General features: G+C 43.4%; 16 protein-coding genes. 5 read left to right on the top strand and 11 right to left on the bottom strand.

The genetic code is table 11. The features are described from left to right. Positions 1–8: 8 nt before the first annotated feature. Entirely contained in the window at positions 9–1,124 is a 1,116-nt protein-coding gene (locus KJS69_RS02565; RefSeq protein WP_213581432.1) for a glycosyltransferase family 4 protein, read from the top strand. On the opposite strand, the gene KJS69_RS02560 is transcribed toward KJS69_RS02565, so the two are convergent. Further along, the gene (locus KJS69_RS02560) at positions 1,119–2,300 is read right to left on the bottom strand and encodes a glycosyltransferase (RefSeq protein WP_213581431.1); all 1,182 of its coding nucleotides are present in this window, start codon (positions 2,298–2,300) and stop codon (positions 1,119–1,121) included. The genes KJS69_RS02565 and KJS69_RS02560 overlap by 6 nt on opposite strands. Before the next feature lie 424 nt (positions 2,301–2,724). On the opposite strand from KJS69_RS02560, the gene KJS69_RS02555 reads away from it, so the two are divergent. The 4 genes from KJS69_RS02555 to KJS69_RS02540 are packed head-to-tail and all read left to right on the top strand — an operon-like array spanning position 2,725 to position 5,524. After that, the gene (locus KJS69_RS02555; protein ID WP_249730314.1) at positions 2,725–4,308 is read left to right on the top strand and encodes an HAD-IIIC family phosphatase; all 1,584 of its coding nucleotides are present in this window, start codon (positions 2,725–2,727) and stop codon (positions 4,306–4,308) included. Beyond that, the gene (locus KJS69_RS02550; protein ID WP_213581430.1) at positions 4,305–4,535 is read left to right on the top strand and encodes a phosphopantetheine-binding protein; all 231 of its coding nucleotides are present in this window, start codon (positions 4,305–4,307) and stop codon (positions 4,533–4,535) included. The genes KJS69_RS02555 and KJS69_RS02550 overlap by 4 nt, the downstream gene beginning before the upstream one ends. Further along, a complete protein-coding gene (locus KJS69_RS02545) occupies positions 4,535–5,116 on the top strand; it encodes a GNAT family N-acetyltransferase (RefSeq protein ID WP_213581429.1) in 582 nt (193 codons plus the stop codon). Before KJS69_RS02550 ends, KJS69_RS02545 begins: the two co-directional genes overlap by 1 nt. After that, a complete protein-coding gene (locus KJS69_RS02540) occupies positions 5,117–5,524 on the top strand; it encodes a VOC family protein (RefSeq protein WP_213581428.1) in 408 nt (135 codons plus the stop codon). 97 nt (positions 5,525–5,621) lie between these two features. Here the strand turns inward: KJS69_RS02540 and KJS69_RS02535 are convergent, their stop codons facing one another. The 10 genes from KJS69_RS02535 to KJS69_RS02490 all read right to left on the bottom strand — a co-directional run bounded on the left by KJS69_RS02535 (position 5,622) and on the right by KJS69_RS02490 (position 16,409). Continuing rightward, positions 5,622–6,686, bottom strand: a complete 1,065-nt coding sequence (locus KJS69_RS02535; protein ID WP_213581427.1) for a phosphotransferase — start codon at positions 6,684–6,686, stop codon at positions 5,622–5,624. A gap of 7 nt (positions 6,687–6,693) precedes the next feature. Beyond that, the gene (locus tag KJS69_RS02530; RefSeq protein WP_213581426.1) at positions 6,694–7,803 is read right to left on the bottom strand and encodes a glycosyltransferase; all 1,110 of its coding nucleotides are present in this window, start codon (positions 7,801–7,803) and stop codon (positions 6,694–6,696) included. Between the two features lie 207 nt (positions 7,804–8,010). After that, complete coding sequence (locus KJS69_RS02525) at positions 8,011–9,081, bottom strand: aminoglycoside phosphotransferase family protein (protein ID WP_213581425.1); 1,071 nt, start codon at positions 9,079–9,081, stop codon at positions 8,011–8,013. Between the two features lie 28 nt (positions 9,082–9,109). Continuing rightward, positions 9,110–10,390: a glycosyltransferase family protein gene (locus tag KJS69_RS02520; RefSeq protein WP_213581424.1), complete on the bottom strand. Its 1,281-nt coding sequence runs from the start codon at positions 10,388–10,390 to the stop codon at positions 9,110–9,112. A 147-nt stretch (positions 10,391–10,537) separates the two neighbouring features. Beyond that, positions 10,538–11,671, bottom strand: a complete 1,134-nt coding sequence (locus tag KJS69_RS02515; protein ID WP_213581423.1) for a DegT/DnrJ/EryC1/StrS family aminotransferase — start codon at positions 11,669–11,671, stop codon at positions 10,538–10,540. A 29-nt stretch (positions 11,672–11,700) separates the two neighbouring features. After that, positions 11,701–12,858 carry a glycosyltransferase family protein gene (locus tag KJS69_RS02510; RefSeq protein WP_213581422.1) on the bottom strand — a complete coding sequence of 386 codons (1,158 nt, stop codon included), beginning with the start codon at positions 12,856–12,858 and terminating at the stop codon, positions 11,701–11,703. A gap of 38 nt (positions 12,859–12,896) precedes the next feature. Next, positions 12,897–13,160: a hypothetical protein gene (locus tag KJS69_RS02505; protein ID WP_213581421.1), complete on the bottom strand. Its 264-nt coding sequence runs from the start codon at positions 13,158–13,160 to the stop codon at positions 12,897–12,899. 77 nt (positions 13,161–13,237) lie between these two features. Continuing rightward, complete coding sequence (locus KJS69_RS02500; RefSeq protein ID WP_213581420.1) at positions 13,238–14,170, bottom strand: GT-D fold domain-containing protein; 933 nt, start codon at positions 14,168–14,170, stop codon at positions 13,238–13,240. A 96-nt stretch (positions 14,171–14,266) separates the two neighbouring features. After that, on the bottom strand, positions 14,267–15,352 hold the full coding sequence (locus tag KJS69_RS02495) for a CgeB family protein (protein ID WP_213581419.1): 1,086 nt from the start codon (positions 15,350–15,352) through the stop codon (positions 14,267–14,269). A 4-nt stretch (positions 15,353–15,356) separates the two neighbouring features. Beyond that, positions 15,357–16,409 carry an NAD-dependent epimerase/dehydratase family protein gene (locus tag KJS69_RS02490; RefSeq protein ID WP_213581418.1) on the bottom strand — a complete coding sequence of 351 codons (1,053 nt, stop codon included), beginning with the start codon at positions 16,407–16,409 and terminating at the stop codon, positions 15,357–15,359. Positions 16,410–16,411 lie beyond the last annotated feature (2 nt).

The following is a 16,411-nucleotide window of genomic DNA, read 5'->3' as shown; positions in this document are numbered from 1 at the left end:
GTGAACGGATGAGGGTTGGAATCAATCTATTAAATCTGTCAAAAGATAGATTCGGCGGAGCGGAACAATATTTGACAAATTTAATCCGGGAATTAGCAGTCCAAGGAGACGGGTTGGAACTGTTCCTTTTTCTCACATCTTCGAACAGAAGTCTATTCCCCGATCATCACAAACAAATAAATTTAGTATTATTTAGCGACTTACGAAATCCATCCGACATTTGTAAAGCTGTCCAACAGCATCGTTTAGATTTATGGTTTTGTCCCCTGCACCGGTCGTATCTTCCCGACATTCCTGTTCCAACCGTTGTGACCATTCATGATGTGCTCCATACTTTTTATCCGGAATTCGTATCAGGCGGATTAGACAAGAATAACCGGTATTATAAAAAATATCAGGACGCCTTCGATGCCGTAATTACCGTTTCTGAATTTTCCAAAGCATCGATTACCGAACGCCTTCATATTCCATCAAACAAAGTTCATGTTATTTATCCGGATGCGCCCCATGTTTTTTATCTCCCTCCAAAAGAGAAGCTGAAAGCGAAAATCAAGGCCAAATACCGGTTGCCCGATAACTACGGATTCTACCCCGCGAGCTATAATCCGCACAAAAATCATCACAATCTGCTGAAGGCGATACTGCTTCTTCGGGACAAGTACAACGAACGAATTCCGCTTGTTTTATCGGGTTTTTGGGAAAAAAAGAATAGGGTGTACGAGTCTGTTGCAGGTTTCATTAAAGAACACGCTCTGGAAGATCAGGTGATAATATTAGGATATATTCCACAGAACGAAATGCCTTATCTTTATTTCAATTCTGCCTTTCTAGTCTTTCCTTCCCTTCATGAAGGATTTGGGATCCCTTTAGTAGAAGCGATGAGAACCGAAACCCCTATCGTTTGCTCCACCAGAGGAAGCATTCCCGAGATTGTTAGAGAGGCAGCTCTGCTGTTCAACCCTTGTGATCCTGAAGATTTGGCAACAAAAATGATGCAAGTATCCCATTCGAAGACGAGAAAAAGATTAATTAGCAAAGGCAAGGAACGAGCGAAATTATTCTCTTGGGCAAAGAATGCACAGGAAACGCTACGCGTTTTTCGCAATGTTGTGTCCCGTTCATGATTTCTTGTTATCGATGACCTTCTCAACAGTTTGTTGTAATGCTATTCCGGCTTTATTCCAAGAGAATGGCAGCATGTCTTTTCTGCCTTGCTTTCCTTTCTTCTTGCAAAGATTCGGGTTTTCATAGGCATATCTCATCTTTCTCTTTAAATCACGAAGATCGGGCTCTGCCCAAAGCTGTCCTTCTTCTTCAAATAAATCGCGGTAAACCGACGAAATGGCATGTTCACTGTTCATGCTAATCCCTGGATATTTTAATTGATACTCGATCAAGAATGAATTTCGTTCATTTAAGAAATCCATTTGTCCGCCCCATCCGGTAGCTATCACTGGAATACCGCTCGATAGTGCTTCCATGAATGGCAATCCCACCCCTTCTCCCCTTGTAGGGAGTACAAATACATGGCCGAGCGTATAAATACCAGTAAGAATCATTTCTTCAAATACATCGGTGAATAGATAAACAGGGGCTGTTTCATCCCCAAAACCAAGCCTTTTCTTGTATTCGGTTATTCTGTTTCTCACCCGCTGTTTACTAGATCCGTCCCAATATTTTTTTGCCGTTTTGATTACCAATGCGACATGATCATCCGCTTTAAACTCTTCCCAGTAAGCTCTTAATAAAGTCTCTGGATTTTTTCGGTGATTGAAATCGAATACAGAAATAAAGATAAATTTTCCTTCAGCTTCTTTTATGGATAGTTTCCTATTCTCCGGCTTATATTTATTTGTATCCACTCCATGTGGAACAAGAAATAGCGGAACATGAACGCCGCTATTGCCCATAGCCTCCATATTATGAGTGCTGGGGACACATGCCGCATCAAATTGATTGATTGTTAATAACCAAGAATTAGGCATCCTGGCGGCTTCCCATACCGTATTGAGAATCAGATAATCGAACTGTTTTCTTTCTTTTTTTGTATCGATTTTCCATGGTGGAGAGTGATAAATTAAAACTTTTCTTTTATTCTTTGCATAAGGTTTTTCAATTAATTTCTTTAATCTATCTTTCTCGAGCTTATCTATTTCGATTAAAGGAATACCCCATCTATATGCTTCAATTTTGACATCCACCCCTTGCCTATCCAACTGAAAAACATATTCCCTGCTGGCCGTTCCATATCCCGTAGCATCATATACCGGACCTCTCCATACCACTTGATAATTCGCCAAATAGATCCCTCTCTTTCATTGTCGCCGCTATGATCAGACATCTTTTCCTTCATCATTGCATTCAAAATCACACTATTGTATTCCCAAGTCCTTGGTCTGTTACAGAATGGTTCCAAAATATGCTTGTAACGTTGCCTGGCTGATGTGAGGAATTAGGGATATTGGCCCAGCCTGCCCATTGAAAATAAATATTATAGAAAATTTATATTTAAGGCGAGGGCCGTGTTTCTATATGATTTTTTCCCATAAACTGTTGTTAAGAATTACTGCATATTACTGTACAGGAGGGATTATTATCAACCGACAACTCACATACTTGGATGCTTTGGATACACTGCTCGGTCCCTTGCCTACCAGAAGACAACTGAATCACATACCACGATTCCCGGGGCAGCGTAAAGTAAAACTTAGAGTAGAACGTACCATGCCGTTTGAGTTTATTCATAGCGTTATGCCGCCTTTTTTAAGTTTATGGGATGCGGAAGAGACCATCGACCTGTCGCCATATGATACTTCGTTCTCATCCATAGGCGGCGATGCCAGTGCAGACGTATTTATCCTCTGGTCGGACTGGAGATTATATTATGAATCTATGACGGAACAAGCAGCCTGCGATTGGGTAAAGGAAAGAATCCTTACGTTAAGGTCCAGAACGGACAAACCCATATTGATTAATAATTGGCCGGAGCAATATGAGATAGAAGATAAGCTGTTCAGTATCCAAACTGGAAAACGAAAGTGGGCTCGCCAGTTTAACGAAGGCTTGTTCCGCCTGTCTAATCTGGTTTCGGACTGCTGGATCATTGATTTGTCTTATATTGCTCTTGAACTGGGCGAGGCTTTCTTCGATAGCAGAAATGATAGTGTAAGTCATTATCCTTTCTCTGATCAAGCAACGATTGCGATTGCCCGTCATCTAGGAGTGCATCTGTTGCCTGCCGTATTGTCTCCCAGAATCAAAGCGATCGCTTTGGATTTGGACGATACGCTTTATGACGGAGTATTAGGAGAGGACGGCGTAGATGGCCTCACTCTAAGCGATGCTCATAGCAGGTTGCAAAACTTGTTACTGCAGCTGAAGCGCTCGGGTATGATGCTTACGATTTGCAGCCGAAATGAGGAACAGGATGTACGGGAGCTCTTTCAACAAAGAACCGATTTTCCGCTAGGATGGGATGACTTTGCTGTCGTATGCGCCAACTGGAATCCAAAACCGGATAATTTGATCACTATATCGCAAAAGCTGAATATCGATCCGTCCGCGATCCTGTTCGTCGATGACAATCCGGCGGAATTGCTTAAAATGGCAAATCACATCCCGGCTGTCCGATTACTTCGGGCCGATCCGTCAGGCGAACAAACACTAATTAAAATTTCCCACTATCCCGGTTGCTACCAATTGCTTCAAGATGATTCCGCGTCTTTAAGAACAGCCGATATTCAGGCCAATCAGGCCCGGGCAGAGCTAAAAAACCAATCATCTGATTATGGTTCGTACCTGAAGAGCCTGCAGATGATTGTACGCATATATGTGAACGAAGCGACCCATACGAATCGGGTATTTGAAATGAGCCATAAAACCAACCAGTTTAATCTTGCGCTTCGGCGAATGAGCAAAACGGAAGTAGAACAGTTCATGAAGAGCAGTGAATATTTAATAATGACGGTACAACTTTCTGATATCCTTTCAGACAGCGGCATTATTGGCACATTCGTATGCCGTCTTAAACAAGAAAAAGCAGAGCTTATCGAAGTTGTGTTCAGCTGCCGGGCATTGGGCAGAGAAATTGAAACCATCGCTTTCGCCCGCTTACTGAATCGATTACTGGAACTTGGCATTAAACAATTAACCATAGAAGTGCAGGAGGGGCCGCGGAATGCTCCGGCGCGCGAATGGCTGCAGCGATTCATAACCGATCCGGGGAACGAGCAAAGCGTATCTGACTTATATGCCCGTGTCAGTGCATCCTATTCCAGCTATCCTGTAGAAGTGGAGGAGATCCCGTGAAAGAGGAAATACGCAGCAAGGTGTCTACGCTGGTATCAGAGGTTTTACAAATTCCTGTTTCAGCTAATCTCAATCTTACTCGCAACACAACTGCACAATGGGATTCACTTAAACACCTGGAATTGATCCTTGTGCTGGAAGAAGAATTTCAGGTTAGATTTTCCGCTGAACAAACTGCGAATATTCAGAGTCTCGAGGATATTGTAGCCATATTGGGTGGAAGCTGATGAACCATTCGATTACCGTTCAAAATTTCGGTTTAAAATTAAGGCCGGTGACGTTGGAGGATGCGGCTTTCATTTTTGAACTGCGGCGCGATCCGAAATTAGCTCAATACATTGGCGAGTTCGATGAACAATTTTCTGTTCATGTGGCATGGTTAAAAAAATATTTTCAACGGGAGGGCGATTACTATTTTTGCATCGAAACCGCCCGATCCAATATTCCGATAGGAACCATTGCGATATACAATCGGAATGGAAATACCGCCGAATGGGGCAGGCTCATTATTCAGCCTCACTATCCAGCCGCTCCAGGCAGTGTATGGCTTATGTATCACGTCGCTTTTGATATTCTCCGTTTATCCAGCGTATTTTGCAGAACAGTAATAGACAATCAACATGTGGTTTCATTTCATGACAACAGCGGCGCGGTAAGATCCGGAATAGAGCCGGGAGCCATCACCATTAAGGGGAAGTCGATGGATTGGATCATCCATACAGTCACAGCCGATAAGTGGCCGCTTGTTGGAAGCCGCCTGGAACCTGCCGCCAGAATAGCTGAACGATTCTTAGAGGAAGTGACCTGAATGTCTGCAGAAGTAATGGAATTTACTTTTCACCATATCGGGCTGGCTTGCAAGTCGTTAGCCGCCGAAATCAAAACGCATGAATCGCTTGGTTATGTAGTGGAAGGAGCGCCTTTTCACGATCCGATTCAGCAAATTAACGGCATCTTCATCGTACATGGCCCTATGCGTATAGAATTAATTGAGCCGGCAGGAGATCACTCTCCTGTACTCAATATTTTGGCAAGAGGCATCAAAATGTACCACCAATGCTTTGAGTGCCTGGATATTCATAAATCCATTTCTGATCTGGAAGCTCAGGGAGCCCATACGATCGTAGAACCGACACCGGCCGTTGCATTTGGCGGCCGTCCAATTTCTTTCCTCATGCTTCGTACACGGCTGATCGTTGAGCTTATCCAAAGGTGAGTGGATTATCCTATAATTAGGTTGATCATAGCCTGTCTTGTGAAATAGAGGTCGATGAGCAGATGATCTGCTCATCGACCTCTTTATTTTTGTCATGTTAATGCAGTCCCAGTTCCTTCCCCCACACGTTTATTTTCTGTAGGAAGATCGGTAATAATACGATTTTTCCTTTTTCTAAACCTTTCTTGAGATGAAGGTACAAGTCATATTCCAATACACGCTGGAGATAAGCCATCTTGTATAGTTCCATGGCATCCCTATGAAAGGTTACCCCCATTTTATTCATCTCGTGTGCATAGAGTCCTACACATTTGTGAACCAGCTGATCTTCGTCACTTTGAAAGTCTTGTCGATATCCAAAGAATACCCCAATCAAACTATATATATCATACCAACAAGGGTTGATTTGTGCAGATTCCCAATCCAAAAATTTAATTCGCCAATCATGTTCATTCACATTATTACATCCGATATTGATGATTTGCAGATCATTATGGGTAATACATTGACCGGCTTCTCTGACTTCCGGAAAATAATCGGGACCTTTTTGCAATATCGTCTGCAATAGAGAATAGGATGGCTCGAGGAGCTTTTTTAAATCTGTTTGCTTCATTGCTTCATCAAGGTATTTTATTGTTTGATCAAATATTTGGTGCCGTTTCTGTATCATTACCTCCGAATCATAAGCAGGAAGCCATCTTTCATAGGATTCCTCCTGCCATTTATTAATCGTATAGGAATGCAGTTTCGCTAACGTGGGGATAATTTTTAAAAGATATTTAGGATGGAATGTAACCTGTCCATCTATTTGCTCTACATGCTCCATGAGAATCCAATCATGATTTGGTTCCGAATGAATGCAATAAACTTGTGGCATCAAGTGTTGTAAGACACTATTCATATTCCGGTACATTTTGACTTCAATTTCGGACTTCGCCCTCCCAATTTTTTTCATGATCTTAAGAATAACAGGGAAAGACTTTCCATGAACGGTTACTTCCAATCTCCAGATGCTGCTTTTATATGAATCTTTCAAACACTCTAATTTGGTCCTATCAAGCAATCCATCTCCATTAAAGGAAGGCTGGAAACATTTACCCAAGTCAAGCTCTTCCCATTTCTGGAAAATGGCATTTTTGTCTATCACCCTATCTTTATTCATATATATTTCACTTCCTTTTTAAAAGCAGGATGTGCTCTTCCCATTGCTTCGCACAAACCTCAATCGAAAAATGTTTTCTCGCCTCCTGTTCCGCTTGTTTCTTAATTTTCGAACGCAGGGAACGATTATCGATCAGTTGCTTCAACCCCTCATACCAACCCTCTGTCGTATGCGGCACAACCATTCCCGTCTCCCCCTGGATGACCCAATCTTTATAAGCCGGCGAATCAGAATAAATGGCCGGGATTCCGCAGGCGGCATATTCCCTAAATTTATTATTCGTCTTGCAGTTGTTGTAAATTTTATCCGCTAGCGGTGCAAGACCGATGTCCCAATTGCATTGATACAGTTTGCGAATGAATGTCCTGTAGTCCGCTTCCGGCATCTCATAATAAACGCCAGGGTAATTTTTAAGCGCTTCTGGGACAAACCCGTAAAATTCCAGTTTTACAAGGCCTCCATAGTAATCAATGATCTGTAATAAGGCTGGCGTCACAGGTGTGAAATCTCTTTCCTTATTGTTTCCCTCGTATCCTATGACAATGACACTTTTATCTTTAGGTTTCTTCTCTACTTGTTCAATCCAGGTAAAATCCACGCTTGCCGGAAAGTAGACGACATGAGAATTATGGTTCCTCTGCAGTAATTTACCGAAATACGAAGCGTCAACTTTAACGATATCCGCATTTCTCAAAAATTTGATGAATGTTTTTCGGCGGCTTGGCTCAGCATAATACTTGCCGATATCTTCGGTTGGAGGGAATGCCAGATAATAGTCGTCAATAACATATACCGTACGCTTTCCCATCTTTTTCGCTTTCTTAAAGAAGTTGTAAACGCTTGGTTTGACGCTTCTTTGAACAATAACTATATCCGCGGCAACAAGGTGTTCCTCCGTCATTCCGTGTTCATTTATTACACTAAAGGTACAGACCCCCTGCTTTTCAAGCAAGAGAAATGGTTGCAGAATACCGATTTGAAAAGATGGAAGTTGCTCCACACTTATGATTAGCACATGCAAAAGCTTTCTGCCACCACGTAATCGTTTCACAATTTTATCCGATATCCCTACATGAACGTCACTACTAGGCTGGCCAATCCTAACCTTACCTTTCATAGCACACCCCCTCCTATTCGCCCAGAACTACAGGAATATTAATATATTATTTATATGATATTCTCTTCCCTGTTTAAGAGACACGACCAATAGCCACTCTCTTGTAAAATAGCTAACCATTCCGTCCAAAAGAAAGTGTCTCGTTAAGCTTATATAGAACATAAAAATGGGGACGATAAAGGTCCCCAGCCATACTCTATAGTCCGATTAATACAGCCTCAGTTCTTTTCCCCACTCTTTAATTTTCTCTAAAAAGACCGGCAATAACGTAATTTCCTTTCTATCCAACCCCTTGGTTATATGATAATATAAATCATATTCCAACACTCGCTGCAAATAGGCCATTTTATATAGTTTCATCGGATCTTTTCTGAATTTCACCCCGTGTTTCTGCATTTCATGAGCGTATAAGCGGACACATTGCTTGAGAATACGATCCTCTTCATTCTTGAAATCCTGCCTGTATCCAAAGAATACACCGATTAAACTGACGACGTCGAACCAGCATGGAATATATTTGGCAGATTCCCAATCCAGAAATTTAACATTCCATTGACTTTTGCTCATATTGTTACAACCGACATTTCTCATTTGAAGGTCGTTATGGGTAATGCACTGTCCGGCTTTGATGACCTGAGGGAAAAAGATAGGGCCCTTTTTATAAATTTTTTGCAGCATATGATAATGCGGTTTCAACACTGCTTTTAAATCTGCTTGTTTCATTCCTTCATCCAGATATCGCAATGTTTGCTCCATCATTTGCTCTCGTTCCTTTTTCATATCTTCTGAATGATAAAAAGGCAGCCAATCTCCATACAAGTCCCTGTTCCATTTATTGAACGTCCGGGAATGCATCTTCGCTAAACCTGGGATAACCTTCAGAAAATATTTGGGATGAAATTCAATCTGCTCATCAATGGGCTGCACATGCTCCGTAAGTACCCAAATATAGTCACCATCTGAACGCACACTGTAAATTTGCGGTATTACATCTTGCAGCGTCCTCCCCGCTTTCCGGTACATGTTGATTTCAATTTCATTGCCTCTTCTCCCTTTCTTGATAACCTTAAGAATAACGGGGAAAGATCGCTTCTTGACGGTGACCTGCAATTTCCAGACGCCGCTTTTGTAATAAGGATAGGCCAAGGAATTTTTCAGGCATTTTATCTTACGTTTATCTAAGCGTCCGTCTCCGCCGAAAAATTTTCTGAAGCTTTTGTCAAATCCATACTCTTCCCATTTTTTATAAATCACTTTTTCATTGATTGTATCGCTCATATAATCACTCCTTTCAACTTTAATCCATTTAAATATGCAAAATACGCTTTCTCCACTCCTTCGCACAAGCATCGATCGTAAAGTGTCTTCTAGCCACCAGTTCCGCCTGCTCTCTAATGGTTGCTCTTAATTGGCGATTTTCGATCAATTGCTTCATTCCTTCATACCAACCTTCTTCCGAATGAGGAACAATCATTCCGGTTTTTCCATGATCGACCCAATCCTTATACGCCGGCGAAGACGAATAAATGCCCGGAATCTCACAAGCGGCATATTCTCTGAATTTGTTATTCGTCTTGCAATTATTGAACAGATTTTCTTCCAGGGGTGCCAGACCGATGTCCCAATTGCTTTGATATAACCTGCGAATGAATGTCCTGTAATCCGCTTCCGGCTTAACATAGGTAACGGACGGATGATTCTTAAGAGCCTCCGGGACAAAACCATAAAATTCCAGCCTAACGGCTTTACCGTACTCTTTCAAGATCCGCAACAAGGCAGGAACGACGGGAGCAAAATCATTTTCCTTGTCGGTGCCTTCATATCCGATGACAAGGGCACTTCCCGTTTTCGGTTTTTTCTTAACTTGTTGAATCCAGGCAAAATCCACACTTGCCGGAAAATAGACAACATTGGAACGATATTTCTCAATCAGAACCTTTTCGAAATAGGATGAATCTACTTTCACAATATCCGCATTTTTTAGAAAATCGGCAAATGCCTTTCGTCTGCCGGGATCGGCAAAATATTTGCCCCGCTTGCCGGTTGGCGGAACTGCTTCATAATAGTCATCGATGACATAAACGGTACGTTTCCCCAGCTTGCGGGCCTGCTCGAAATATCTGTAAACATTAGGCTCGACACTTCGTTGAACGATCACGATATCCGAGTCGGCAACATGCTTGTCTGAGACATCATATTTGCTTCTGACTTCAAAGGTGCAAAGCCCCTGATCTTTAAGCAGGCTGAACGGTTGATGGATTCCGATTTGATAAGACGGCAAATTCTTTGCGCTAATAATTAGAATATGAGCCGTTTTTTTGTTTACACCGGCTAGTTCTGTTACTCCTTCTGCTACTACTTCTTTGTCTGCCACGGCTATTGCTCCTGCTTCCAGATTTAATAGATTTGCTTGCTCCGTTGCTTGCTCCAAACCTGCTTCATGCTCTTGAGTATCGGGTTGTCTGGCCACTTGCACGTCCTTCAGTCCAAGTTGATAACCCGCCTCTTTCCCCACAGCAAATCCGCGGTCACGGCCCGCACGATAACCTAATTGATATGAAAAAGAAAAAGACGATTTTTTTTTCATATGGTCCTCCTTTTCCTGTTCTGTTTTTTATCCTAAAAGCTCAGGAAAGGAGGCCCGGATAGGAAGTGAAAAGCCTCCCGCGTCTAGCCGGCGCAGAGTCCTTTTCTTCCCTTCCTAACACGAAACCTCCTTCATTTTACAGCAATACTAGGATGAAAACTGACGGACGCAATCGATAACCCGTTCCTGATCCTCATCTGTCATATTAGGATGAATAGGCAGCGTCAATAGTCTCTTCCATATTTCCGAAGAAACAGGAGCGCTTGCCTTCAGATGAAGGTAATAAGGATGCAGATGACAAGGATAATAATGAACCCCCGGCGCGATATTATGATCCTGTAAATGACGGATTAATTTGTCTCTTAGTTGTTCATTCTCCAGCTTAATTTGAAATAAATGCCAGGAGCTTTGCGCATACGTTTTCTCCTGCGGAAGTTCAAGCCACGAAATGTTGCTGAGCTCCTGTTGGTAACGGCTTGCAATTTCCTTTCGTCGACCGTTAAGTTGATTCAATTTACCAAGCTGTACAATGCCGAGTGCGGCATGAATATCGTTCATATGGTATTTGTACCCGATTTTATCGACAAAATATTGCCAGGCATAGACCCTTTCGCTTGACGATCTTATCCACGTATCTTTGGATATGCCGACCCATCTTTTTTCCCGCACCTTGCGTGCCATCCATTCTTGATTGCAGGTGATTCCGCCGCCTTCGCCGCAGGTCAGATTTTTAACGGCATGAAAACTGAAGCAGGTAATGTCGCTTATCGAACCGATCAGGCGACCATTATAGGCAGCTCCGCAGGCGTGCGCTGCATCCTCCACCACTTTAATTCCTTTGGAAAGCGCCAACTGGTGAATGGCGTCCATATCGCACGGATGCCCTGCCATATGGACTACAATGATCGCCTTCGTTCTGTCCGTTATTTTCCGCTCGATGTCCACAAGGGAAATATTCAGCGTATCTTTCTCCACATCGGCAAAGACAGGCGTTGCCCCTACATAACTGACAGCGTGAGCGGTGGAAACGAACGTCATCGACGGAACGATCACTTCATCTCCCGGACCTATGTCAAGAACCTCTAACGCGAGGTGCAAAGCAGCTGTCCCGGAATTAAGAGCGACCATGAAGCGACTTCCGACATAAGCGGCAAATTCGGTTTCAAACTGTTCGGTCTTCGGCCCTAAACCAAGCCAACCGGACTTCAACACTTCGACTACGGCATCGATTTCTTCTTGCCCGATGCTAGGCTGCAGTACGGGAATGTGTTTGGTCTCCAACCCAACGTCTCTCCCTTCATTATTCTAAATTAAGATAAAATCTGACTTTTCCAGTTTTCGACGCAGGCATCAATGGAGAAATGGTTCCTGGCAAAAGCTTCAGCGCGTTCTTTTATTTTCTGGCGCAAGGCCGGATTTTCAACCATTATTTTCATGGCTTCGTACCACCCTTCTTCTGAATGCGGTACGAGATAACCGGTTTCCCCGTGATTCACCCAACTCGAATAAGTGGGAACCTTACTGTAAATGCCGGGAATCATGCACGCCCCATACTCGCGGAATTTGTTATTTGTTTTGCACTGATTAAATAAGGTATCTGCAAGCGGAGCTAAACCGATATCCCAGGCTAATCCGTATAATCGATGAATGAATATGCGATAATCTTGTTCATAAGGTAAATGCTCAACTCCCGGGTATCCTTGCAAAGACGAAGGAATAAAACCAAAGAATTCAACCCTGATTCTCGACCCGTATTCCTCGAGAAGACGTTTGATTGCAGGAACGACCGGTTTGAAATCATCCTCCTTATAGGTTCCTTCATAACCGATCACAATTTGACCGTCTTGTCGGATGGGTTTTACCCCTTGATCCAGCCATTCATAGTCAACCGTTGCAGGAAAATAGGTTACCCGGGAATTAAAATGATGACGGATATAATCTGCGAAAAATTCGGAATTGACGTGAATATGTTGTGCATTTCTCAAAAAGTTGACGAAAACTTCCCTGTGCACCGGTTCCTTGTAGTAAGGATACTCTTGTGCTCCCTCTGGAATTTCGAGAAAGTTGTCATCGATGCAATAGACCGTTCGTTTCCCCAACTCATGGGCCGTTTCCAAATGTCGATAAGCACCGGGTTCAACATTACGAACAAATACAACGATACTGGCGAGTTCCAGATCTTCCCTACTGACTTCGTCTTCCGTTCTCACGATGAAATTGTATTGACCCATTTTTTTCAATTGGTCAAACGGATGGTAAATCATCATTTTTAATGTCGGTAAATCCTTGGAAGCCGTTATGACGAGAGCGATCGGCAATAAAGTATATTGGAGGCCACGCGCTATTCCTTCCTCATATCCCCGTTCATATCCGACAAGACGGCCTCGCTCATATCCTTTTTGATAAGAATACTGTTCGTTTCGTTTATGAGAGATTATTTTTCTTGACAGGACGCTTCCTTGTTCCATAAATGCCCCCCTTCCTTTAAGTGCCGACTTGCCACCCATCAAGATACCCTCTCGTTCGTCTGATGCCCCTGCTCCATTCCTTGTTCATATCCCACTTTAAAACCTTCTTCATATGCCTGGTCAAAACCGACATCATAACCTTTATTGTAAAGGACGCCGTTAATTTTCCTTCCTGTCCTCCGCTTTCTGACCCCGCTTCTTTTTCTCGTTTTACTGTTAAGAACTTTGAGTACAATCCGTTTCTTCGCCTTAACTCGGCGTCTGGCGGAAGAAGCCCTCTTTTTCTTCCGATCACGGATCATGATCATCACCTCCTTTTACTTTCTTTCAGTACATGTTTTCACATCGCTCTCTTGTCGTATAACATCCGGTGCCTCCACTATTTGTACGGAGCTTCTCCTTTCAGCATCGAATCGGCAAGATGTCCCAGGTCAATGGCCACTTTGCCAAGCCCGTCGGCAATCCTCTGCGCAATAATAACGGATGCAATTCCGGATGCAACCAGAGCAATATCAAAGACACAGTGGAAAACTTCATCCATGACCCGGGGAATATCTTTGACCCCGTGAACCGGAGCGATCGCATCGACAACGTTCACTCCGTATCGTCGTAAATAATCCGCCAAAGATACGGCAAGGTTACCTATAATCAATACATTGCGTCCACTAACCATTTTGGACAGGTAACCTGACTGATACAGAGAGTAGTTGATCAAGGAATCGGTTAAAGATAACTGTTGATAATCAATTCCGTGTGCGCGCAAAACAGGAAAGGACAGGGGCTGGAAATTTCGAACTCTCAGCTTGGGGATTCCTACGATAGTAGCTTGCCGCACAGAATCAGCCAGTTCATCGCGCGCTGCATAATCAGGAACGTTAACCCCGGCGTATTGCAGGAAAGCTCCTTCCGATTTTACTTGTTCAATACTTAGGACGACTCCTTGAGCCAGTGTAAGCAGTTCGCCATCTCCAAGGCGAACGACTGACATCGGAATGCGCGTTTCGAGTGAATGTAATATCTCGTCTCCTACTTGCTGGGCAGTAAGAAGATGGTGAAAGTGCGGCCGTAACGGCTCTAGTCCGGCTGCTATAATTTGTTCGGCTGATATTTCCGGCAGGATTACACCATCCGGGAGCAGTGAATCCACTATTCCTTCAACCCCGTCCCTCCACTTGTATTCACCATCGTATTTTCCACGTTGATAACCCTCATCATGACCCTTGTCGTAGCCTTGGTTAAAACCAGTGTTAAATACTTTACTGCAGTTTTTTTTGGGCGTTATTCTCTTCTTTTTCCGCTTAAGACGGAGCATTCGTTCACCACCTATCCATCTTCTTTTACTCGTTAATATATTATTCCCTGGTACGTTCATTGAGCCGGGTACACCCGTCCATTTTATTCTCGTGTTTTAATCGAAGACAATGCTTAACAGTTCAGACAACCGGTTTCGAAAAGTATGCTCCCGCATCGTTTTTTGCAACCCTCTCCAGGCCATTTCGCGTCTCTCGTCTTCGTGGTGTAAATAATATTCAATTTTATTCACCAGTTCGTCGGGGGAAGAGAATGTAGCCATCTCATATTCCGGAGTATACAAATCCGGAAGTCCTTCACGAACATCCGAAAGCTGCAATGTGCCGCAAGCGGAAATTTCAAACATGCGAGGATTGACAGAACGCGCGGGGAGATTTCGGCTGTTACTGTTATGGGACGGATCTTCACTTGAACGATGGAGATTGATGACAATTTTGGCTCTGTTATAATGTTTTAACGTTTCTTCCGGACTCAGCCATATCCCGTCGATTTTATCCTTAAGCAATGAATAATGTTTTAATCGTTCCCACCAGTATCCGACAATTTTCACCTTTTTTCCGGCCAAGTATTCGGCAATTTCATCAAATAACGCAACTCTATTCCAAAAAGCGCTGCCGATAAAACAAACATCGGTTTCATAAGCAGTTTCTGTATAAATTGGGCGAATATAGTTGGGATTTACGGCAAAAGGAAGATAGTAGACCTGCTTGCAGCCGAGTTCCCGATAAAGGGAAACACAACTCATTTCGAGTGTGAACACATAGTCATAATGAGGAGCAATGCCTACTGTCACATCCGAATGATACGGGTCGTCCGGAAGCCAGACGGCCGTCCTTATTCCCATTGCTCGAAGTTCATCCGCCTTATGGGCAGGAAAGGTCTGCCCAAGAGCATCCAGGACAATCACAAGATCAGGACGGAATTCAGCAGCAAGAACAACCGCATCCTGATGGTTGTCTGCGATCCTGAGTTGTTGTACAAGTCCTTCCAGTTCCCTGCCGATTCCTTGATCGAGAGAAGCATAAGGTGCTCCTTGTGCTGGCACAAAAAGCACCTTAACATCCCAATACCTCCCCTTCACTTCCATGCTTTGGCGTACGATGGCTTCACATTTGCCCAAATGATAGCCATAACTCCATCCTCGCCGATAACCGTCTTCCCATCCTATTCTCCATGCTTTCATGCCATCAAAACCTTTCCTCTACACCAGACCCCTGTAAATCGATAATTCCTCCATACAATTCTGCTTGCCGAATTAATCGGTGCCATTTGATCAGTTCCCTATACCAATTTAATGTGATCGTTTGTTCCATGACGGATATTTTTCCTGTCTCCAGAGCGTTATATATTTCTTCCGCGCCCTTTGCTGCCGTCCACTTGGCTTTCCAGTCTAAAACCTGCTCAATTTTATCAAAATTGACACGATAGGAACGGTGGTCCGGATCTCCGTACCATTGAATCTTTACTTCTTTGGGCAGCGCTTTGGCAATCTCATCGCCGAGTTTACCCAATTGATAATTATTATCGTTTGATCCTACATTAAAAATTTGACCATTGATTTTGTCATGTTCAGCTTCCAGCAATAAACACATGACATCCGTTGTATCCTGAACGTGTACCATCGGCCTCCATTGCGTTCCGTCTTTCATCAGAGGTATGACGCCGCTTTTCCACGCTCCAAGTGTCATTCCGTTGATCGCCAAATCGAATCTCATTCGAGGGGAATAGCCATATACCGTTGCTTGCCGCATAACAACAACAGTAAAACGGTCATCAGCGAGAGGCAGTATGCCTTTTTCCGCCATTTCATTCGCTTTGGCGTACGTAGAGATTGGATTGGTCGGAGAGTTTTCGTTCACGATTACATCTTCAGCCTGAAAGCCGTATAGACTGCACGATGAAGGCAAAATATACCGTCCAACTCCCAATTTTTTGGCCATAGTCGCCGTGTTTACTCTTGATATATGGTTGATCTGATATGTCGCTTCCCGGAATGTCTCCCCGCTCGGATCGTTGGACAATGCAACAAGATCGATGATTGCATCGACCTCCGCCATATATTCTTCTTTCATTCTCCGGCTATCCTCTTTAATCAAAAGCAAGTTACGATGGGGCTCCAGCTTATCTTCCCCGAAGAAAAATCGATCGAGCGCCTTGACTTTATAGCCTTTGTCTAAAAGCTTGGGAACGAGCACACTGCCTATATAACCGCCGGCTCCTGTCACCAGTACCGTTTTCATCT

This window comes from Paenibacillus sp. J2TS4 (assembly GCF_018403245.1).
Classification (GTDB): domain Bacteria; phylum Bacillota; class Bacilli; order Paenibacillales; family NBRC-103111; genus Paenibacillus_L.
The sequence above is the reverse complement of the archived record's forward strand: the minus strand, read 5'-3'. Positions and strand labels throughout refer to the sequence as shown.